Annotated in this window: 19 protein-coding genes; 17 read left to right on the top strand and 2 right to left on the bottom strand. The window is 50.4% G+C overall.

Features of this window, described 5'->3' with window-relative positions:
• Positions 1–3 precede the first annotated feature (3 nt).
• The 3 genes from M1D30_RS12025 (at position 4) to M1D30_RS12015 (ending at position 5746) form a co-directional block, all read left to right on the top strand.
• Positions 4–2631, top strand: a complete 2628-nt coding sequence (locus tag M1D30_RS12025) for a glycoside hydrolase family 3 C-terminal domain-containing protein (RefSeq protein WP_248504299.1) — start codon at positions 4–6, stop codon at positions 2629–2631.
• A 5-nt stretch (positions 2632–2636) separates the two neighbouring features.
• A complete protein-coding gene (locus tag M1D30_RS12020; protein ID WP_371874093.1) occupies positions 2637–3629 on the top strand; it encodes a glycoside hydrolase family 43 protein in 993 nt (330 codons plus the stop codon).
• Between the two features lie 1031 nt (positions 3630–4660).
• Positions 4661–5746: a glycoside hydrolase family 43 protein gene (locus tag M1D30_RS12015; protein ID WP_248507842.1), complete on the top strand. Its 1086-nt coding sequence runs from the start codon at positions 4661–4663 to the stop codon at positions 5744–5746.
• A 60-nt stretch (positions 5747–5806) separates the two neighbouring features.
• Here M1D30_RS12015 and M1D30_RS12010 read toward each other — a convergent pair whose 3' ends face one another.
• A complete protein-coding gene (locus M1D30_RS12010; RefSeq protein WP_248504297.1) occupies positions 5807–6613 on the bottom strand; it encodes an alpha/beta hydrolase in 807 nt (268 codons plus the stop codon).
• 348 nt (positions 6614–6961) lie between these two features.
• Here M1D30_RS12010 and M1D30_RS12005 point away from each other — a divergent pair, with 348 nt between their 5' ends.
• The 13 genes from M1D30_RS12005 (at position 6962) to M1D30_RS11945 (ending at position 20940) form a co-directional block, all read left to right on the top strand.
• Complete coding sequence (locus M1D30_RS12005; protein ID WP_248504295.1) at positions 6962–7459, top strand: hypothetical protein; 498 nt, start codon at positions 6962–6964, stop codon at positions 7457–7459.
• Positions 7351–7983 (top strand): porin, encoded by a 633-nt coding sequence (locus M1D30_RS12000; protein ID WP_371874191.1) that lies wholly within the window; start codon positions 7351–7353, stop codon positions 7981–7983. Before M1D30_RS12005 ends, M1D30_RS12000 begins: the two co-directional genes overlap by 109 nt.
• Before the next feature lie 756 nt (positions 7984–8739).
• Entirely contained in the window at positions 8740–9870 is a 1131-nt protein-coding gene (locus M1D30_RS11995) for a two-component regulator propeller domain-containing protein (protein ID WP_248504281.1), read from the top strand.
• 4 nt (positions 9871–9874) lie between these two features.
• Positions 9875–11983, top strand: coding sequence for a leucine-rich repeat domain-containing protein (locus M1D30_RS11990; protein WP_248504280.1), 2109 nt, complete (start codon positions 9875–9877; stop codon positions 11981–11983).
• Positions 11984–12042: 59 nt separating this feature from the next.
• On the top strand, positions 12043–12549 hold the full coding sequence (locus M1D30_RS11985) for a hypothetical protein (protein ID WP_248504279.1): 507 nt from the start codon (positions 12043–12045) through the stop codon (positions 12547–12549).
• 642 nt (positions 12550–13191) lie between these two features.
• Positions 13192–13629 carry a TraB/GumN family protein gene (locus tag M1D30_RS11980; protein ID WP_248504278.1) on the top strand — a complete coding sequence of 146 codons (438 nt, stop codon included), beginning with the start codon at positions 13192–13194 and terminating at the stop codon, positions 13627–13629.
• A 94-nt stretch (positions 13630–13723) separates the two neighbouring features.
• Positions 13724–14734, top strand: a complete 1011-nt coding sequence (locus tag M1D30_RS11975) for a LacI family DNA-binding transcriptional regulator (RefSeq protein ID WP_248504277.1) — start codon at positions 13724–13726, stop codon at positions 14732–14734.
• Positions 14735–14751: 17 nt separating this feature from the next.
• Positions 14752–16692 carry a TonB-dependent receptor gene (locus M1D30_RS11970; RefSeq protein WP_248504276.1) on the top strand — a complete coding sequence of 647 codons (1941 nt, stop codon included), beginning with the start codon at positions 14752–14754 and terminating at the stop codon, positions 16690–16692.
• Positions 16693–16748: 56 nt separating this feature from the next.
• Positions 16749–17252, top strand: coding sequence for an ECF transporter S component (locus tag M1D30_RS11965; protein ID WP_248504275.1), 504 nt, complete (start codon positions 16749–16751; stop codon positions 17250–17252).
• Positions 17253–17344: 92 nt separating this feature from the next.
• Positions 17345–19153, top strand: a complete 1809-nt coding sequence (locus tag M1D30_RS11960; RefSeq protein ID WP_248504274.1) for a long-chain fatty acid--CoA ligase — start codon at positions 17345–17347, stop codon at positions 19151–19153.
• 3 nt (positions 19154–19156) lie between these two features.
• Positions 19157–20278 carry a peptide chain release factor 2 gene (gene prfB / locus M1D30_RS11955; RefSeq protein WP_248504272.1) on the top strand — a complete coding sequence of 374 codons (1122 nt, stop codon included), beginning with the start codon at positions 19157–19159 and terminating at the stop codon, positions 20276–20278.
• Between the two features lie 26 nt (positions 20279–20304).
• On the top strand, positions 20305–20451 hold the full coding sequence (locus tag M1D30_RS11950) for a hypothetical protein (RefSeq protein WP_248504270.1): 147 nt from the start codon (positions 20305–20307) through the stop codon (positions 20449–20451).
• Between the two features lie 3 nt (positions 20452–20454).
• Positions 20455–20940, top strand: a complete 486-nt coding sequence (locus M1D30_RS11945; protein ID WP_248504268.1) for a CYTH domain-containing protein — start codon at positions 20455–20457, stop codon at positions 20938–20940.
• 17 nt (positions 20941–20957) lie between these two features.
• On the opposite strand, the gene M1D30_RS11940 is transcribed toward M1D30_RS11945, so the two are convergent.
• Positions 20958–21344, bottom strand: coding sequence for a VanZ family protein (locus tag M1D30_RS11940; protein WP_248504266.1), 387 nt, complete (start codon positions 21342–21344; stop codon positions 20958–20960).
• A gap of 87 nt (positions 21345–21431) precedes the next feature.
• On the opposite strand from M1D30_RS11940, the gene M1D30_RS11935 reads away from it, so the two are divergent.
• On the top strand, positions 21432–22391 hold the full coding sequence (locus M1D30_RS11935; protein WP_248504264.1) for an acyltransferase family protein: 960 nt from the start codon (positions 21432–21434) through the stop codon (positions 22389–22391).
• The last annotated feature ends 9 nt before the right edge of the window (positions 22392–22400 follow it).

The following is a 22400-nucleotide window of genomic DNA, read 5'->3' as shown; positions in this document are numbered from 1 at the left end:
AAAATGAAAAGACCTTTCCTTTTATCGACCTTGGCTGCACTCTTCGTGCTGCCCCTGTCGGCCCAGACAGCAGCCTTGCCGTATCAGAACCCTAAACTCAGTGCCGAGCAGCGTGCCGACGACCTGTTGGGCCGATTGACATTAGACGAGAAAGTGAAGCTAATGATGGACGTGTCGCCTGCCATCGACCGTCTTAACGTGCCGCAGTTCCAATGGTGGAACGAGGCCCTGCATGGTGTGGGTCGCAATGGCTATGCCACCGTATTCCCCATCACCATGGCTATGGCAGCCTCGTGGGACGATGCCCTTCTGCATCGTGCCTTCACGGCTGTCAGCGATGAGGCCCGTGTAAAGGCACAGCAGGCCAAGCAGTCAGGCAACATCCGTCGCTATCAGAGTCTGTCGTTCTGGACCCCTAACATCAACATCTTCCGTGACCCACGCTGGGGCCGTGGCCAGGAGACCTATGGTGAGGACCCGTTCCTTACGTCGAAGATGGGACTGGCCGTGGTACGTGGCCTGCAGGGCTATACCTACGATGGCAAGCAAATCTCCGATCCATCTCCCCTGGCCCCTCATCCCTATAAAAAACTGTTGGCCTGTGCCAAGCACTTCGCCGTGCATAGCGGACCAGAGTGGAACCGCCATACGTTCAATGTGGAGGACCTGCCCGAGCGCGACCTGTGGGAGACCTATCTGCCCGCCTTTAAGTCACTGGTGCAGGAAGGCGAGGTGGCCGAGGTGATGTGCGCCTACCAGCGCATTGACGGTCAGCCCTGTTGCAGTCAAACCCGCTACGAGCAGCAGATACTTCGCGAGGAGTGGGGCTTCAAGGGACTCATCACCAGCGACTGTGGTGCTATTCGCGACTTCCTGCCCCGTTGGCACAACACTGCCAAGGACAGTCCTGAGGCCTCTGCCCAGGCCGTGCTGGCTGGCACCGATGTGGAGTGTGGCTCTGAATACAGAAACCTGCCCGAGGCTGTCAGCCGTGGCGATATCAAGGAGGCCGACCTCGACCGCTCGTTGCGTCGCCTGCTCATCGCCCGCTTCGAGTTGGGCGACTTCGACGATGATGCCCTCGTGTCGTGGACCAAGATTCCTGCCAGTGTGGTGGCTTCGAAAGCGCATAAGCAACTGGCCCTCGACATGGGACGCAAGAGCATCGTGTTGCTGAAGAACAACGGTGTGTTGCCTATAGGTTCTCAACCCGTATCCCCTTCCTCAATCCTTGTCATGGGACCTAATGCCAACGACTCAGTGATGCAGTGGGGCAACTACTCAGGCTATCCCACTAAGACCGTCACTGCCCTCGAGGGCATCCGCCAACAGCTGGGCAATGTGCCTTATGTGCTGGGCTGCGGCTTGACTCGTAACGAAAGCATTGAGAGTCGCTTTGGCGAGATCAAGGCCCCTCTGGGCAACCAGGGCATGCAGGCCACCTATTATAATAATACAGAGATGACAGGCACCCCCGCTGCCACCGTCACCCTCACTGAGCCCGTCAAGTTGAGCAATGGTGGTAACACCGTCTTTGCGCCTGGTGTCAACCTCGAAAACTTCTCGGCACGCCTTGACGGCACCCTCATTCCCACTCGCGATGAGACCCTCATCTTCACTGTTGGTGGCGACGATAAGATACGTTTGCTGGTCAATGGCGACACACTCGTGAACATGTGGCAGGCCCGCCAGCGCATCCAGAACGGTCAGAAGGAACTGCAGGTGAAGGCCGGCCAGCACTATCGCATACAGATTGACTATGTGCAGGAGTCGGGCTATGGTGCCCTCAACTTCGACATCCAGCATAAGGCTGCCCCCACGCCCCAGCAGTTGCTGGCCCAGGTGGGCGATGCCCAGACCATCATCTTCATTGGTGGCATCTCGCCCCGTCTGGAGGGCGAAGAGATGCGCGTCAGCGAAGCAGGTTTCCGTGGTGGCGACCGTACCAGTATCGAACTGCCACAGGCACAGCGCGATGTGCTGCGCTGGCTTCACGAGGCAGGCAAGAAGGTGGTCTTTGTCAACTGCTCTGGTGGTGCCATGGCCATGGTGCCCGAACTTGAAACCTGTGATGCCATCCTTCAGTGGTGGTATGGTGGCGAACAGGGTGGCACGGCCTTGGCCGATGTCCTGACGGGCCGCTATAACCCCAGTGGTAAGTTGCCTGTGACGTTCTATAAGAGTACCGACGACCTGCCCGACTTCCTCGACTACACGATGAAGAATCGCACCTATCGCTATTTCACTGGCGAGCCCCTGTTCCCCTTCGGCCATGGCTTGAGCTACACCACGTTCGCGTTCTCGAAACCCATTGTCAAGGTGAAGGGCGATGCCGTTGCTCTCACTTTCACGTTGAAGAACACTGGCAGGGTGGACGGCACAGAGACTGCCCAGGTCTATTTCCGTCGTACAGCCGATAAGGAAGGTCCGATGAAGACCCTCTGCGGCTATCAGCAGGTGAGTCTGAAGGCAGGCCAGACGCGCACCGTTACCATCACCCTGCCCAAAAAGCAGTTGGAGAGCTGGGATGCTCAGACCAACACCATGCGCTTTGTGCCAGGCCAGTATCAGTTGATGGTAGGCTCGTCGAGTGCCGACAGCGCTCTGTTAAAGATTAATGCAAAACTGTAAAAACAATGAGAAGAATCCTTTTCGTGATGGGCTGTCTTATGGCCATTGGCCTGACAACTGTCTCTGCCCAGCGTGGCATGCGTGTGAGGAAGAATGTGCCGCTGGACTCTATACGACTGAGTGACCCAGCTATTCTGGCCGACCAGAAAACGAAGATGTATTATATGACAGGCACGGGCGGCATGATGTGGCGCTCGGCCGACTTGAAACTGTGGGAAGGCCCCATGCGTGTGACAGAGTTCGAGGCCGACTCGTGGATGGGAGCGCGCCCCATGATATGGGCGGCCGAGCTGCACCAGACGGGCGATGGCTGGTATTATTATTTCGCCACGTTCACCAATCAGGCTGTCATCATCGACACCGTTCGCGGCAATGCCATTGAGCGCCGTGCCTCGCAGGTGCTCCGTGCTGATAGTCCCATGGGACCCTATCGTGCCTTTGGCGATGCCACCTATCTGCCAGCCAATCGTCCTACACTCGATGGCACCTATTGGAAGGATAAGGACGGCAAACCCTATATGGTTTTCTGTGGCGAGTGGCTGCAGAACTGGAATGGCACGATGGAAAAGATAGAGCTTAAGCCCGACCTCAGTGGCACCATTGGCGAACCAAAGGTGCTCTTCCGTGCCAGCGACTCACCATGGAGTCGCGAGAAGAACGACAAGGGCGAGATTACCTGGAACAAGGTGACCGATGGGCCTTACCTCTTCCGTACAGGCACTGGTCGCTTGGGTATGCTTTGGACCTCATGGGTCTTCGACGTCTATACCCAGGGCGTGGCCTATTCAGAGAGTGGCACTCTCGATGGTCCTTGGGTTCAGGAACCAGAGCCAATCACCCCTCCAGGCTATGGCCATTCCATGCTCTTTCAGCGTTTCGATGGCCAGTGGATGATGTCTGTTCACCACCATTCCAAGGACGACCGTGGTCGTACGGTGCGTATTCCCCATCTCTTTGAGGTGGACCTCAGTGGCGATAAACTGATTATTAAACTATAACTATTCAAATGAAACGAACACTTTTATTGATTCTTGTCGCACTCATGACCCTGTCGGCAGCGGCGAAACCCAAGCGTGCGCTCACCGAGAAGGATATGGGCGCCTATCTCTTCACCTACTTTAGTGACCCCACCCACGGCTTGTTCATGGCCATCAGCTACGATGGCTATACCTTTACGGCCGTCAACAACGCTGAGCCCATCATCTCAGGCGACTCTATCGCCGAGCAGCATGGCATCCGCGATCCGCATATCTATCGTGCGCCCAATGGCAAGTTCTATATTGCCATGACCGACCTCCATATCTTTGGCAAGCAGAAGGGCATCCGCACCACCCAGTGGGAGCGCCCCGACGAGTTTGGCTGGGGCAACAACCGCGGCTTGGTGTTGATGGCTTCAGACGACCTTATCCACTGGACACACCATGTGGCCCGCATCGATAAACTCTTCCCTGAGAAGTTTGGTGAGGTGGCTTGTGCCTGGGCTCCTCAAACCATTTGGGACCCTGCCGTGGGCAAACCGATGGTTTATTTCACCATCCGTCAGAAGGCAGGTGGCCGCACCAAGCTCTACTATAGCTATGCCAACGAGGATTTTACTACGCTCGAGACTGAGCCACAACTGCTCTTTGAGTATCCTGATACCTCTATCCAAGTGCTCGATGCTGATATCTGCCCCATGCCCGATGGCCGCTATTTCATGACCTACGTGTCGCAGGAGAACCCTGGCGGCATCAAGTATATGATCAGCGACCGTATCAACCACTTCGACGATTACCATGCCGAGCAGATTGACACAGAGCGCACTGGCTGCGAGGCACCCAACGTATGGAAGCGCATAGGCGAGAAGAAATGGGTGGTGATGTACGACATCTATACCATCCGTCCCAATAACTTCGGTTTTGTCGAGACCTCCGACTTCAAGACCTTCAAGCCTCTGGGCCGCTTTGGCGAGGGAAAGATGAAGATGACCAACTTCGTATCGCCCAAGCACGGCTCTGTTATCCACATCACCAAGGCCGAGGCCAAGCGCCTGGAGCAGTATTGGAACGACCAGCAGGCACGCAAAAAGCAGAAGACCATTCGCTCTGGCGAGCTGTGGCGCGACGATACGGGTCGCCACATCAACGCCCATGGTGGTGGCGTGATGAAATATGGCGACACCTACTATTGGTTTGGCGAGCACAAGAGCGAGCGCACCAGCGATGCCCTGGTGGGTGTGATGTGCTATGCCTCGAAGGATCTGGTCAACTGGCGCAACTGTGGCGTGGCACTCAGCGTGAGCAACGAGCGTGGTCACGACATTGAGCGTGGCTGTATCCTGGAGCGCCCCAAGGTGATCTATAATCCTGTAACGAAGAAGTTCTGCATGTGGTTCCATCTCGAGATGAAGGGCCGTGGCTACGATGCTGCCCGCTATGGTGTGGCTGTGGCCGACCGTCCTGAAGGCCCCTATAAGTTCCTCTATTCTCAGCGTGCCGATGCAGGCACCTGGCCTGTGGAGTTCAATAAGAACGACATTGCCACTGCCGACACCCTGAACGAGAACAACTTCAAGGAGTGGTGGACACCCACCTGGCGCAAGGCCGTTGACCAAGGACTTATCCTGAAGCGCGACTTCGCCACTGGTCAGATGTCGCGCGATATGACCCTCTATATCGACGATGATGGCAAGGCCTATCATATCTTCTCGTCGGAAGAGAACCTCACGCTGCATATTGCCGAGCTCACCGACGACTATCTGCACCATACAGGCCGCTACACCCGTGTGGCTCCTGGCGGACAGAATGAGGCCCCTGCCATCTTCAAGCACAATGGCACCTATTGGATGATCACCTCAGGCTGCACAGGCTGGGCTCCCAACGAGGCTCGCATGTTCTCGGCTCCCAGCATCTGGGGACCCTGGAAGCAGCATCCTAACCCCTGTCGTGGTCCGAAGGCCGACAAGACCTTCGACGGCCAGAGCACCTATGTGCTCACACTCGACGATGGTCGTCACATCTTTATGGCCGACATCTGGCGTCCGCGTCATCCCATTGATGCCCGTTACATCTGGCTGCCCATCGAGTTTGAGAACGGCAAGCCCGTTGTTCGTTGGCAGGACGAGTGGCACCTCTAAACGATACATTCATAAAAAGAAATCCTGAAAGGCGTTTTGCTTTTCAGGATTTCTTTTTGTTTATCGTGCGTTCAGCCATTTGCCAAGCGTGGCCAGCATCTCGTCGTGGTATTTGAACCAAGGGCCGAAGCCATAGCCGTGGCCGCCGTTGGGATAGATCATCATGGCGCACTCGTTGCCTGCCTCCTTCATGGCCTTATAGTATTCCAGACCGTTGGTCACTGGCGGCACCAGGTTGTCGTCGGTCGACATGATGATGATGGCAGGGGGCGTCTCGCCTTTCTTCACAGCGTTCTGTGTCGAGAAGTCGTGCACCAGGGCAGCATCTTTCTGTCCCTCTTCGCCCAGGAAGTTCTTGCACGACCACTTATGACTCACGTTCTCGTCCATCGAGATAACGGGATAGAACAGAATTGAGAAGTTAGGGCGCACCTCCTTGGGCGAGTGTGTCGAGATGACCGATGCCAGGTGGCCGCCGGCCGAGAAGCCCATGATGCCCACCTTATCGGGGTTGATGCCCCAGGTCTGGGCCGAGTCGCGCACAATGCGGATACCTTTCTCCACATCGCTCATGGGTATGCTGCGGTCGCCATTGGGCAGTCGGTAGTTCACCACGAAATAGGCAATGCCCTGCTTGTTCAGCCATTCGTGGGCCAGCGTTCCCTCATGGGTGTTCGATAACATAGAGTAGCCACCGCCAGGAATACCCATAATGGCTTTTCCGTTGGGTGTCTGTGGCAGGAAGCACACCATCTGTGCCTTGCCGTCTTGGGTCAGGTTCAGGGTAAATTCCCTTGCGGTCTGTGCCTGTGTGCCACTCGCAAGTAGCAGCAATGCCGCTGTCATTAAATGAAAAACGTGTTTCATACTTCAATGGATTGTTATTTATAGTTTTTGTTTTATCGGGCGCAAATATACAAAAAAATCCTGAATGCGCAACGCTTTGCGTCTGTTTTTTAGTGTGTCAGACCATTCATTATATATAATATGGTGTAACTTTGCAAAGTCTAATCCAACACAAAAGGATATAGAATATCATAGCATTTTTCGTTTGGCCATCTGCCTGGGAAGGTGGATGGCCATTACTGTATATATATGTATGTCTTTTCTTTATACATACAAAATATTGTTCTATTTCCGCATTTTTATCATCAAAACCACGTCTTTATGCGAATATTTTTGTAACTTTGCACCCCGATAAACCATATATATACAATGAAGAAAATTTCTATTCTCATCGTTGCTATGCTTTGCATGGCACTCAACATCAAGGCTGGAGGCCTGATGACCAACACAAACTATCACATTGCTTTCGACCGTATGATGGCTCGTGGAGCCTCGTTTGATATCGATGCCACGTTCAGTAACCCTGCTGGTTTGGCATGGGGACACGAGGGCTGGCAACTGTCGCTCAACTTCCAGAAGCCCTGGCAGAACCGCGATATTGAGTTGACGGGCGATGCTACTGCTCCCGACTTTTTCAACAAGAAATACCCTGGTAGGGCGTCGGCCCCCATTGTTCCTGCTCTGTTCCTGCAATGGGCAGTCAGCAACTCATCGACCTGCAGCTCGACTGCCTGCAGAAGGGTTGGGGCTTCACGCCTATCGTCAGCTTCGACTATCGTGAGGGACCACTCACCGTTGCCCTGCGCTATGAGTTCCGTACCAAGATCAATACTGAGAACGACACCAAGGAACTATCGGCTACGATGATGGGTGCCGATGCCCTGGCGCAGTTTGCCGACAAGGTGGCTCCCTATGAGGATGGCGCCAAGACGCGCTACGACATGCCTGCCCTCATGTCTATTGCCCTGGGCTACGAGCTCACGCCCCAGTTGCGTGCCACCCTCGAGTATCATAACTTCGACGACAAGCACGCCAAGATGGCTGGCGACCGCCAGAAGAACCTGACCCACGGCACCGATGAGTATCTGCTGGGCGTTGAGTACGACATCAACGATAAGTTCACCATCTCGTGTGGTGGCCAGCGTACCGACTACGGACTGGACGACGACTATCAGAGCAACACCTCGTTTGCCTGCGACAGCTGGTCGTTTGGTCTGGGTGGCGCCTGGAACATCAGCGAGAAGGTACGCCTCAACGCCGGCTATTTCTGCACTATCTATAGCGACTACACCAAGGAGCAGGCCAACTATCAGGCCACGTCCTGGTCGGCCAAGGAGGTCTATTCGCGCACCAACCACGTCATTGGTCTGGGCATCGACTATAAGTTCTAATCCCCTTAGGAAGCTGATTTTAAGGCCCTTTTGGGTTCATTATACCAAGCTCCGAGTCGCCATGCGATTCGGAGCTTTTTTGTTTCCGTCATTTCTCAATATTGGAAACAAAATGTTTCCGAATTGTTTCAACGTTGGAAACACTTTGTTTCTCCTATGGAAACACTTTGTATCCATTATCGAAATAAAGTGTTTCCATTATAGAAACAAACTGTATCCTTGGGAGAAACAAACGTCACATCGTTTGTTCATTGTACATTGTACATTGTTCATTGTGCATTGTAAAGAAATACTGCAAAAAAACAGGGTTCTGAAAAAATGCAAACTAGAACGCAAAAATGGGTCAAAAACGACCTTTCGGAGGACCCCTATCGATTTCACCATGCAACGGAGGCTGTTTTACGATGCAACCTAAACGAATATTCGAACGCTTTCTAAATCTTTACACTTTTCGAGCCAATTTCGTAAGTCTCTCATTTTCAGTGATTTACAAACTCTCTCATATTTCGCCTGTACGCACAGAAAAAATTTTTGGCTCAGAATTTTTAAATCTCAGAGGCGCTATTGTTAAGATTATTCGTTAATTTAGTTTAAAAGACTTGTCATGGATGATCAACGAATGAGAATTAATTGTATATTTGCAACGATATTAAACTTCAACCATTTATGAGAAAATATCTGCTACTTGCTCTTTTGATAGCTAGTACTTTTATAGGATTGCAGGCTAGAAATTATCCTGTATTAACAGTTCATTCCGTGAAATGCATTGAACACAATGATACCAGTATTTATGTGTTAAGGCCTAATGGACTTAAGGTCGTCAACAAGTTAACTGGCAAGATAACGGTCTACGACATGAGCACAGGCTATTTCGAAGATCAGTGGCGGATAAAAGACATGACACGACCTAATGCCTGGGTGGGATTGAATGCTCTGGCGATAAGGCCTGACACCATCTGGGTGGGTAGCAATGATGGTGTGCTGACCAGTATTACCGATGGCAGGGCCGACACTACGGTACATTATGTAGACCATGATACATACGCTGCACATGTTTTAAACTTACCACTCGGCATTAACAGCATCGTGTTCGACTCTAATGGAACAGTCGTTATTGGTGGAGACAATTGTCTCTCTATTGTCCGCCGTTCTGGAGAGAGGTTTGCGTTTGCTTTTCCTAGTGCTGATATGGGAAACGAGATTTGGCAGATGGTAGTTGACCAAGATGACTACATTTGGATTGGTTCTACGGAGGCTCCAGGTAATAGTTTGATGAGATATCATGTGGGTGGGACTTTAGAGGTGATGGGTCAAGATAACCAACCTTTTAGTTCTGGAAATGTCCAAGGCATGACCTTTGACAACGAAGGGAATTTGTGGTTTGGCAGCGATCATTATGACTCAATTAATGCTGAAAAAAGTGAGTGGAGAGCCAAATTGCTGAAATACGATGGTAATAACTATACAAGTTATGATGTGGGTACGTCGTGGGAAGTGCCCATGTCCATGAAAAGTGATGGTCAAGGGCGAATCTGGTTTCTGCCCCAAGCTCCAGGTGACCTTGATAAAATGATAGGTGGATATTCCAAAGGTCCCCTTTGCTGCTTCGACCATGGTGTGATAACCCGCTATGAATGGGATGTGGAGACTGGATACTGCTATTGCGTGGATGTGGATGGCGACTCCGTCTATATTGGCACAGACAATGGTGTGCTGGTGTTCTCTGATGGCTTATTCCACTGGCTGAATGACACTGAAGCAGGCGTTGCAGAGCCAACCGTAAACAAGAGCATGCCATCACAATTCTTCGACCTCCAAGGCCGCCCCATTCAAGGCTCGACCAAGCATGGGGTGTATATCCAGAATGGAAGGAAGGTGATGAGGTGAGCAGATGTATGAAGAAAAATATCACTTTAAGATGGGTAAGAGAATTGTTGAACAAAATAAAATGAGTATGTTTTTAAGACCCCTTAGAATATTAACAATATTGGTCTTTCTGCCAATAATAGCACATGGTGAAACATATTATGGCGAATTGCTTTGCGATGGTCTAAGTTGGCTTTATGAAGAACGCTATTGTTCCGAGCAGTGTATGATAACAGGCTTGAAAGAGTTAAATGGCAAGACATACGGCGTAATGAGTCTTGAATCTCCTGTGTTTTGGGATGGGGCTAGAGGACAGAGTGTTCCTCGTCGTTCTTTAGAAAGATTTACTGTCGGCGTTCGTGACGAAGGTGGGCGCATTCTGGTGGATAAAGAAGAGTATCTGAATCTGTTGAATCAGATAGTAGAGTGCGAAGACTGGAGCTGGTTTGTTCGTAGTGACTCGCTACCGTATGAGACTACGGTTAATGGTGAGCTGATTATTTATGATTTTACGAAAAAACAGGGAGAAGTCTATTGTCAGATGGCTGATGGGACAGCGCTGACGGTCGTCAAGGCCGAAGTTCTGAATACGGAGGATGGTATATCACGTCGCCACCTGACACTGAGTAACGGCTATGAACTGATAGAAGGTGTGGGATGTGTGAACTCTCAAGGGATGCTTCTATTCTGGTTGAATCCAAAATCAAGGAACAAGAACACCGTCTTGCTTACCAGCTATGGACATAGAGGCGCTGATGGGCAGTATACCCCCGTTCTTGCACGTGATTACAATGCAACGGTATCACCTAACAAGTTGTTAAGACAAAATCGTCGCTGGGTGTATGACTATGATAACGGACAAATGAAGGGAACACTGACATATACAATTAAGGGAGACACCCTGTTGAATGCTTATAGACGCTCTAAGATTTATATGACATTGATAGATAATGCCACAAACAAGATTATGCGCTCTGGTTTTATTGGAATGATAAACGAAAGACAGGATACAATATTCCTGAGGACTCCAGATACTCCCAAAGACATCTCATTGTATTATTTTACAGAGAGTTGTTTGTCGACCTTTAAATGCGGTGAAACTTCGCGTTATGTTGTTAATACAGACAAATTGACTATAGGTGAAAATACGTATTCCAGGATGCTATTGGTTAATAAAGAATATGATGATGCACTTCCCAAGGAAAAAGACAGCTTATATTGTTGGGTGGATGGTATAGGCAGTTCCAAAGGATTCCTTGACACTCAGACAGGCATCTTGAAAGACAGCATAAAATTCGTTGCTTGTTACGATGGCGAAGAGTGTCTGTTTACAAATGAAGATTTCTGGAAAGATAGTGGACAGCCTTCAAAGTTTAAAACCTTAATGGCAGTAGATTCTGTGGTTTATTATCTTGAGAAATCGACCTTGTCAGCTGTTATGCGTCAGCCAATCTATGGAGCATCATTGGGTGATATCGTTGTTCCCTATTCCATAAATCTTTGGGGAGATGAATATGTTGTGAATGAAATCGCCAAAGAGGCTTTCTCACTCTTTCCGCATGTCGGTCCTACATCAATAGTCCTGCCTGATGGCGTGGTTAAGATAGGAGAAAAAGCCTTCTGGGGATGTAGTGATTTGACTTCAGTTGTATTACCTTCCAGACTTAAGACTATTGAAAATGCTGTCTTTGCAAATTGTGAGAATTTGCAGTCGGTAAAGTTGCCAGATAGTTTAGAGACAGTTGGCCCGTCTGCGTTTTCGAACACTCGTCTGACTACGGTTGATTTGCCTGCTACTATCGTTAGTGTTGAGAAGAGTGCATTTGCTTATTGCACAAGTCTAATGGATGTTTATTGCAGGTCAACGAGTGTCCCACATATTGAAGACACAGCATTTCGCAGAGCAAATCCAGAGGCGACACTTCATGTGCCAGCATCCTTAATTGAGGCATATAAAAAAGCCGCCACTTGGAAAGATTTTAAGTATATTGTTCCCATCAATGACATAGATGGAATCACATCTCCTAAGGTTCCCATCTACAACTATCAGCTCTTCGACCTTCAAGGTCGCCCAGTCCAGGGCTCGCCCAAGCATGGGATGTACATCCAGAATGGGAAGAAGGTGATGAAGTGAGTAGATGTATGAAGAATCAAAGACCTGCCCCTATAATTTCTCTGTCCCTATGATCTCTTATGATTGCAAGTAACAAAAAAATCGGTTTTTATTTAGGTGTCTTTTTGGTGCTTAGCATGTTGCCATCTTGTATACCAATAATTGATTGGGGGAAATCAGCAGTTTTCAATAACTGCACTGAGGATACTCTGTTTATCGGTGCATCTCATTACGATAATATTGATAGCGTAGAATATCAATTAATTCCTCATTATAATATGCTTGCCAATAGCGGCCTAGATACTGCAGACGTTTCCATATGGAAGAATATTGAGAAAACATATGAACACGGTATTGTCTATATTTCATTTAGGAAAGATTTTTTTATTTATCCGGATTCCACAGGCATAATGGACTATTATTATTTATTTCCAGATGATAACGACACCTGCTATTTCTTTTTAGTTAAATGGCAGGATGCGAAGCAGTATTCGTGGGATGAAATCCGTGCGAAGAAATTATATCGCAGATGGGTGACAGTAAAGAACAAGGATGGCGAATTTGATAAAGATATAAAATATGATTAGAGTGGTAAGAAAAAGAAGGTGATGAGGTGAGTAGATGTATGAAGAATCAAAGACCTGTCCACTTGATCTTCGAAAACCATTAAAAAATCTTAATTGTTTACGTTTTGTCTCGCATTTTTTAGCTTTGTGTGTCACTTATGTCAGATACTCACAAAAATAATTATTAATTTCGCACATCGAAAAAATATTAAAAATCAAATTAACAAAACTTAGACAATGACAAAACAGCAGCTTACCGCACTTGCCACAGTAATTCGCAGCATCATGCGCAGGAGACCAAACATACAGATACAGATGATACAGATGTTTTCTAAGAGTTATTCGCGTACATGTGCACGCATGTACGCGTAGAGTTTTTAAATTTCATCTGTATATCTGTATTGATGATACTTTTCACATGTAACTATCATATTTACCACTCGTAAACACCATATTTACCACTCGTAAACATCATATTTACCTTATGCAAATAATATACAAACAAGAGTCTGAACCTGGAAGCCTCGCTGCGAAGAGCACAGATCAGCGGGACAGGCACTTGATTTCATGACAAATGAGACATCAAAAACCTGTTCCAGTGATTGTTTTGTCGCAAAAATTGTGTATCTTTGTCGCCGCAAAGTCATTTGATTACAACCAACAATGAAGAAAACAATCCTATTAATCATCCTCGCCATCACAGCTATTACAGCCGATGCGCAGTTCCTTTTCCGTGTCAGCGGCAATGGATTGAAAGAGCCGTCATACATACTCGGCACCATCCACACACTGCCAAGTTCTGTGAAAATAGACAGTATACCTGAATACGTTGAGGCGGAAGCAAAGTGCCGACAGCTCTATGCCGAGTCGGACACGAGTGCCACGCAAGTGATTGCTAACGCACTGGCCGTCGAGAAAGAGAATATGTTCCTGCCCGAAGGAAAGACCATTGGCGACCTGTTGACCCCAGAGCAGTTTGACCTGCTGAAGACCTGGGTCAAGAAGGTGCTGAACAAGAACCTGAGCCCACGCAACAACTTGAAACCCATCAATTACCTGTTGCTCTTCAACAATGCCATCGAAAACGAGGCTATGACGTGAGTGACTGGAAACGCAATCCGTTGCGCAACAGTTTGTGAATTGTTGCGTTGTAATATAAAGTAAAGGCTGTAAATTTGCGGAAAATTAGACTAGTATGAAACGAATTTCACAGCGAGACATTGCACGACAGTTGGGTATCAACGTGAGTACGGTGTCAAGAGCACTCAGAGGACTGGACGGCGTGAGTCCAGAACTGAAGAAGCAGATAGAGCAGTTGGCCGAGGAGGGAGGCTACAGGCCCAACCCCTTTGCGGTGAGTCTGCGCTACGATACTACACGCACCATCGGCATTGTGGTGCCCGACGTGGCTTTTAACCATTATGCACAGATAGTGAAACGCATCGAGGCAGAGGCCCGTAATGCTGGTTATATGAGTATTATCACTGATACCAACGATATGTATGGCAACGAGGTGAACTGCGTGGAGCTGTTGATAAACATGCATGTGGAAGGCATTATCATCTGTCCTGCACAGGATACGGTGGACTTTACGCATCTGTTGCGCTTAAGAGAGTTGCATATTCCTGTGGTGATCTTTGACCGTGCACCCGATATTGACATCTCGTCGGTGATGATTAATGATGTGGCTTCGGCCCGTTATGCCACCAACTGTTTGATAGAGAGTGGCGCCAGACGCATAGCGTTCTTGGGTGGACTGAACCAGGTGAAGCAGACTATAGACCGCAAACACGGCTATCTGGAGGCTCTGCGTGAGCACAATATCCCCATCAGGACGGAGCTGGTGAAGTGTCATCACATCAGTTATAACTCTGGTCTTACTGACACGCTGGAGTTGCTCCGCCTGCCAGAACCGCCCGATGCCATCGTGGCTTCGCATGGCCTGTTGGCCATCTCGGTGCTCTCGGCCGTGACAAGTCTTGGACTGCGCATACCTGATGATGTGGCCGTTATTGCCTACATGACCGACTGGGTGTCGGAGATGTCGCATCCACGCCTCTCGTTTATCAAGCAGAACCTGCGCGAGATAGGTATTAGGGCCTTCCGCCTGCTGCAAGACCAGTTGGATGGCGACGACAGCGTGCAACACATCATCGTGAAGGCCAATCTGGAACTGAGGGACAGTACAAAGAATATGAACCAATAATAAAAAACTAAAGGAGAATGAAACGCTTTTCACTTTTTCTGATGCTCTCGGCAGCAGCAGTCTGCCAGGCTCAGAATGATTCCGTGTCATCTCATCGTATTGCAGGTGGCATGACGACCGAGCAAACTTGGGCCTTGAACGAAATCGTCGTGACAGGCACGCGCAACCCTGTTGACGTGCGTCAGTTGCCTATGACCGTGACCGTTATTGATCGCGAGACCTTGACCAAACAACACCAGACGAGTATCCTGCCCACAGTGATGCAGCAGGTGCCTGGACTATTCATTACCAGTCGTGGCATGATGGGCTATGGCGCATCGACAGGTGCGGCTGGCGGCATCAACCTGCGTGGCGTCTCAGGAGGCGCTGGTCAGATGCTGGTGCTCATCGATGGTCATCCACAGTACCAAGGCATCTATGGTCATCCTCTCAGCGACAGCTACCAGACGCTGATCGCAGGTCGTGTGGAGGTGTTGCGTGGCCCTGCCTCTGTGATATACGGCTCAAACGCCATGGGTGGTGTCATCAACATCGTCACCCGTCCTATGTTCTTTGAAGGTGGCAGCACAACCCAGGTCAATGTGGGTGCTGGCAGCTATGGCACCGTTCAGGCCGAGGCCTCGAACTCAACGGCCTTTGGAGGAAGATTTAAGACCACCGTTGCTGGCCAGTATAACCGTTCGGACAACCATCGTCCCAACATGGGCTTCGAGCAGTATGGCGGCATGCTGAAGTTGGACTATGACATTAACAATGTGTGGAGTGCCAGGGTAAGTGGTAATATCACCCATTGGAATGCCTCGAACCCAGGTACTGAGAGTCAGCCGAAGTTGGAGAACGACCAGTATATCACGCGTGGCGAGGTGTCGGCCATGCTGTCGAACCATTACGGCCGTACCAGTGGTGCGTTGAGTGTTTATTCTAACTTTGGTCGCCATAAGATTAACGACGGCTATAATCCTTTTGATCCAGATCCTAGGAATACCGTTCCCCAGACCGACCTCTTCCGTTCGAAGGATGCCGTGTCGGGCGTGTCGGTCTATCAGTCGGCCCAGCTGTTCTATGGCAACCGTACCACCGTGGGTTTCGACTATCAGCACATCTACGGACGTGCCTATTACACAGACCGCCAGACGGATTCGTTGGTTACCACACAGAAGCGCCTAGTGCAGAGCTCACACTCGCATGCCGACGAGGTGGCTGGCTATGTGGACTTCCGTCAGGAACTCCTCTCATGGCTCTCCTTTGATGCTGGTCTGCGCTACGACCACCACTCTGTGGCTGGCAGTGAGTGGGTGCCTCAGGTGGGTGTCGTTGCCCGTCCTGAGTCCACCAGCGAGATCAAGGCCATGGTGAGTAAGGGCTTCCGCAATGCCACTCCCAAGGAGATGTATCTGTATAAGTCGGCCAACGACGAGCTGGAGCCTGAGCGCTTGTGGAACTACGAGCTGTCGTGGCATCAGCGCTTGGAAGACGGTTTCGTCTATGGCATCAACGCCTATTATATCAAGGGCGACAACATGATTCAGACGGTGACCGTTGGCGGCACGCCCAAGAACATCAACACAGGCGAGATTGAGAACTGGGGTGTGGAGACCGACCTCAGATATCCTGTGAATCAGTATTTCGACGTGATGTGCACGGCCTCTTATCTGCACATGAAAAACAAGGTGATTGCTTCGCCTGAGTCATCGGCCTATGTGGGTGTCGACTTCCACAAGGACAAGTGGGCAGCCACACTGGGCTTGCAGCGTGTGGAGAACCTCTATACCGAGGTGGGTGCCAACGAGACCAAGGAGAACTTCTCACTGCTGAACGCCACTGTGAACTATGCTGTCAACGAGATGGTGACCCTGTGGGCACGCGGCGAGAACCTGCTGGCACAGAAGTACGAGATTAACGCAGGCTATCCCATGCCTCGTGCCACGTTTATGGGTGGCGTGAACGTGAAGTTCTAAAAAGGTAAAAAAGTAAAAAACGAAACAATAACATAATAATATAAAAACATAAAACTATGGAAGCAAGTGTAAAACTCTATGCATTGAACTATGACGAGGTGAAGACCTATCTGTGGACAGCCGTGTTCGTGGCCTGTAACCTGGTGTTGCCTCAGCTGTTTCATCTGATTCCTCAGGGCGGCGTCATCTTCTCGCCCCTGTCGCTGGTGATTCTCGCTGGCGCCTATAAGTTTGGTTGGAAAACAGGCCTCTTGGCTGCCTTGCTGTCGCCATTGGTGAACCATGTGGTGAGTGGCATGCCAGCATGGGAGGTGATGCCCGTGATGACCATGAAGTTGGTCGTGCTGGCTGTGGTGGCAGGTCTGATAGCCCAGCATTTCAAGGCTGTGAGTATGATGCTGCTGATTGGCGTGGTGCTGGTGAGCAAGGCTATTGGCGGTTTTGGCGAACTGCTGCTGACGGGTGGTATTGATGCCACCATGGCCGACTTCATCATTGGTTGGCCTGGCTTGCTGATGCAGGTCGTAGGTGCCTGGCTCATATTGAAATACGTGCGTTGACTGAGCAGCCGTTGCCACAAAATAGTTGGTGAAAGATTTGGCAGTCTGACCTATTTTGAGTAATTTTGCATCATCAATTAAAATGGGTTACTATGCAAATCAATAGCCATCTCTCCCGAATGGTGCATGACGTGGCCGCTAAATATGGCGACCGTGAAGCACTGATTTACAAGAACTTCGGGGGGCAACAGTGGAAATCGTGTACGTGGAATCAGTTCTCTGGCGTCGTCAAGCAATTGTCCGACGCCCTTTTGGCATTGGGCGTTGGCGTCCAAGAGAACTTGGGCATCTTCTCGCAGAACTCGGTGCAGTATCTGTTCACCGACTTCGGCGCATGGGGTGTTCGTGCCGTCACCATTCCGTTCTATGCCACCAGCAGTGAGCAACAGATACAGTTTATGATTAACGATGCTCAGATTCGCTTCCTCTTCGTGGGCGAAAAAGAGCAGTATGAGAAAGCGCGCCGTGTGTTTCCCACTTGTCGTTCGCTGGAGCGAATTATCGTGTTCGATCCTGCTGTGGCACTGCCCGAAGACGACGCAACAGTGATGTCGTTTGCCGACTTCCTGAAGATGGGCGAGGGACTGACGCGACAGGCTGAGGTGGCCAAGCGCCAAGAGGAGGCCACAATGAAAGATATCGCTAATATCCTCTATACCAGTGGCACGACGGGCGACTCGAAGGGTGTGATCCTGAGCATGGGACAGTTCCATGCGGCCATAGAGGCCAACCATAAGGATGTGCCCGTTGACGAGAACGACCGTGTGATGAACTTCCTGCCCTTTACGCATATCTTCGAGCGCGGCTGGGCCTTGCTGTGTATCAGTGTGGGTGCCCGCCTCATTGTGAACACCTATCCGCAGGAGGTACAGAAGTCGATGCGCGAACAGCATCCTACGTGTATGAGTAGTGTGCCTCGCTTCTGGGAGAAGGTGTATCAGGGTGTGCAGGAGAAGATTGAGACCAGCGGTGCCGTGCAGCGCAAGCTGTTCAGACATGCCTTCGAGGTGGGTCGTAAGCATAATATCGACTACCTGGCAGCTGGTAAGCAGCCGCCATTGGGCCTGCACCTGGAATATGAGTTACTGAACAAGACGGTGTTCTCGCTGGTGCGCAAGGAACTGGGACTGGAGAATGCCCACTTCTTCCCCACGGCTGGTGCCACCGTATCGGCCCACGTGGAGGAGTTTGTTCATGCCATTGGCATCAACATGGTGGTGGGCTACGGTCTGACTGAGAGTCTGGCTACCGTGTCGTGTGACCATCTTGGCAAGCCTTTCCAACTGGGTTCTGTGGGTCATCCTATCCAGGGCATCAAGATTAAGATTAGCAGTGAGGGCGAGATTCTGCTGAAGGGTCCCACCATCACGCGTGGCTACTATAACCGTGACGACATCACACGTCAGTCGTTTACGGAGGATGGGTTCTTCCGTACTGGCGACTCTGGCTATATCAAGGACGGCGAGTTGTTCCTGAAGGAGCGTATCAAGGACTTGTTCAAGACCTCGAACGGTAAGTATATCGCGCCACAGATGATTGAGTCGAAGCTTCTGGTGGATAAGTATATCGACCAGATTGCCATCATTGCCGACCAGCGTAAGTTCGTGTCGGCACTCATCGTGCCCGTGTATAAGTTGCTGGAAGAATATGCGCGTACGCACGACATCGCTTACAACAGTCGTGAGGATCTGTGTAATGACAAGCGTATCGTCCGCATGCTCACTGAGCGTATCGACACCTTGCAACAGCAGTTGGCCCACTACGAGCAGGTGAAGCGCTTCACCCTGTTGCCCCACGCCTTCTCGATGGAGCGTGGCGAGTTGACCAACACCCTGAAAATCAAGCGCCGCGTGCTCAACGAGAACTACAAGGCGGAAATAGATAAGATGTACCAAGAATAGACTATGATAACACAAGATCAGTTAAAAGACGTATTAGACAGAGCAGAGAAGCTGTTTCATTATCTGAAGATAGATCAGAAACAGATAGAATGGGAGGAGGAAGACCTCCGTACACAGGCTCCCGACTTCTGGGAAGATCCCAAGCGTGCCGAGGAGCAGATGAAGAAGGTGAAGGGCATCAAGAAATGGATTGATGGCTATAACGACGTGCGTACCAAGGCCGACGAACTGCAACTGGCCTTTGATTTTTATAAAGACGAGATGGTGACCGAGGAAGAGGTGGACGAGGACTACCAGAAGGCCATCGACGCCATCGAGGAGCTGGAGCTGATGAACATGCTGCGCCAGAAAGAGGACCCTATGGACTGCGTACTCAAGATCAACTCGGGTGCTGGCGGTACGGAGGCTCAGGACTGGGCACAGATGCTGATGCGTATGTATATGCGCTGGGCTGAGGCTCACGGCTATAAGGTGACCATCAGTAGTTTGCTGGATGGCGATGAGGCTGGCATCAAGAGTGTGACCATGCAGATTGAAGGCGGCGAGTTTGCCTATGGCTTCCTGAAGAGCGAGAACGGTGTGCACCGTCTGGTGCGCGTGTCGCCCTATAATGCTCAGGGTAAGCGCATGACATCCTTTGCTTCTGTCTTTGTGTCGCCCCTGGTCGACGATACTATCGAGGTGTATGTGGATCCTGCTAAGTTGTCGTGGGATACCTTCCGTTCAAGCGGTGCCGGTGGTCAGAATGTGAACAAAGTGGAGTCGGGTGTACGCCTGCGCTACTGGTATACCGACCCTGACACGGGTGAGGAGGAGGAAATCCTGATTGAGAATACGGAGACGCGCGACCAGCCCAAGAACAAGGAGCGTGCCATGGCATTGCTGCGCTCGCAACTGTACGACCGCGCCATGAAGAAGCGTCTGGAGGCTCAGGCCAAGATTGAGGCTGGTAAGAAGAAGATTGAGTGGGGTTCGCAGATCCGTTCGTATGTGTTCGACGATAAGCGTGTGAAAGACCATCGCACCAACTTCGAGACACGCGACGTGGACAGCGTGATGAACGGTAAACTGGATGGCTTTATCAAGGCCTATCTGATGGAGTTCCCCGTTTCGGACGAAGACTGATAACTAACCATAAATATTTTTTCATTATGTCAAACAAGAAAGTAAATCAAAAGCGTGAGGCTTATGCTAAGAAGCAGGAGCAGGAGGGTCGTAAGATTGTTAACTGGATCTTTGGTGTCCTCGTCGTGTTGGCCATTGCTTTCTGTGCTTATAGCATCTTTAAATATGCTTAAGCTATGAGTGGCATGGAGATTGAACGCAAATTCTTGGTGCGCGGCAACGACTATAAGAGCCGCGCACACAAGAGTTTTCGCATTAAGCAGGGTTATATCTGTAGTGAGAAAGGTCGCACCGTACGTGTTCGTACGCGCGACGATCAGGCTTTTCTCACCATCAAAGGGCCTTCGTATGACGGCGGCTTAGGGCGCTATGAGTTTGAGAAGGAGATATCGATGGAAGAGGCTGAGGAACTCTTCAAGCTTTGTGCTGGTGGGTTTATCGACAAAACGCGGTTCTTGGTGGCCAGTGGAAAGCATACCTTCGAGGTGGATGAGTTCTATGGCGACAACGAGGGACTGGTGATGGCCGAGGTGGAACTATCGGATGCTGATGAGCCTTACGAGAAGTTGGACTTTATAGGCAAGGAGGTGACGGGTGATAAGCGGTATTACAACGCGCACCTCTTGAAGAATCCTTATAAGATGTGGAAGGACGAGGCCTAACCTCTCTTCCACTTTTTTCATCTTTTATCTTTTATCTTCCTTATAGTTAGTCCAACGCCTACGGCCAGCGTGCATCCCACGGCATCGGCTACGAAATCGAGAAACTCGCCTGAGCGGGTGGCTGTGCAGGTGCCTTGGACGATTTCGATGAGACCGCCCATCAGTACGGGTGCGAGCCACGCCCATAGAAAGAGCTTCTTTCTGTCGAGGGTGTGATGATGGCGCAGATACTCGAACCAGATGACGGAGCACGTGCCGCCATACATCACGAAGTGGGTCCATTTGTCGAGGAAGTTGATGCTGGGCAGTTCGAGTTCCTCGGGTGGCATGAACCAGATGGACAGGTACCAGACGAGGGCGATGCAGAGGATGGATAGGGGATATCTCTTGATGATTGACAGCATACGGAATTGTTTTTTATTTAGTGTTGGGCGCAAAATTACAAATATTTTCGTAATTTTGCAACGGAAATAACTAAAAAGCAAGTATTCATGAAAGAAGCTGAGGCAGGCGGTCGCCGCCGTATAGAGGAGTTGGACTATCTGAAATGTCTGTTGATTGTCCTGATGATTAGTTTTCATCTGGTCTATATCGGCGATTCGTATCCTTACGCCAAGCAGGTGGTCTATACCTTTCATATGCCTGTGTTCCTGGTGCTGTCTGGCTTCCTGATGAATGTCGAGAAGTCGGATACGCAATATCTGCGTACGCTGATGTTCTATTTCATCCCTTATCTGGTGATGGAGAGTGGCTATACGCTGATGGCCTCGCTGCTGCCCATCCGTGAGCATATCGACAACCTGACGATAGGCGTGTTCTTTGATAAGTTGCTGCTGCATCCCTTGGGGCCGTATTGGTATCTGCACACGCTGGTACTCTGTGGACTCACGTATTTCGCGGTCTTCCGCCTGTGGCCGTTTAACACCATCTCGCGACTTATCCTGCTGGGCATCCTCTATGCTGTGATGGCGCTGTGGGGTGGGGTGATGTCGATAACGATGGCTTTCTATTTCCTGGCAGGTGTGGTGATTCGCCATAGTGGACTGTCTGTGTTGCAGGTGTTCCGCCCGTCGTGGCTGGCACTGGCGGCGTTTGTCTTACTGGCCATGTATCCCTCTAACCTGCAGTCGTCGGCCCCTGGTGGCATCCTGATGGGGTATCTCTTTGTCAGCTTCGCCCTGGCTACTTATCCCGTGGTGAGCTTTGTCTGTCGCAGACCACTGCTGTTCATTGGTAGAAACACGCTGTCGCTACTACTCTTCTCGCCCATCTTCACCATCCTGTGTAAGCCGTTGGTGCAGGTGTTGTCGTTCGATGCAACGGGTATGGCGTTCCTCGCGGTATCGCTGGTTATATGTATCACGGGTAGTCTGCTGATTACCTTCGTTATGGATTGGTTTGGCATCTCTGCGATGTTCTTTGGTCGCCGCAGGGCACTTGTTTCAAGTTAATATATTGCG

The organism is Prevotella sp. E15-22, from assembly GCF_023204875.1.
In the GTDB taxonomy this organism is placed as follows: domain Bacteria; phylum Bacteroidota; class Bacteroidia; order Bacteroidales; family Bacteroidaceae; genus Prevotella.
Note: the sequence above shows the minus strand (reverse complement) of the source record. Positions and strands in the feature narration are given on the sequence as shown.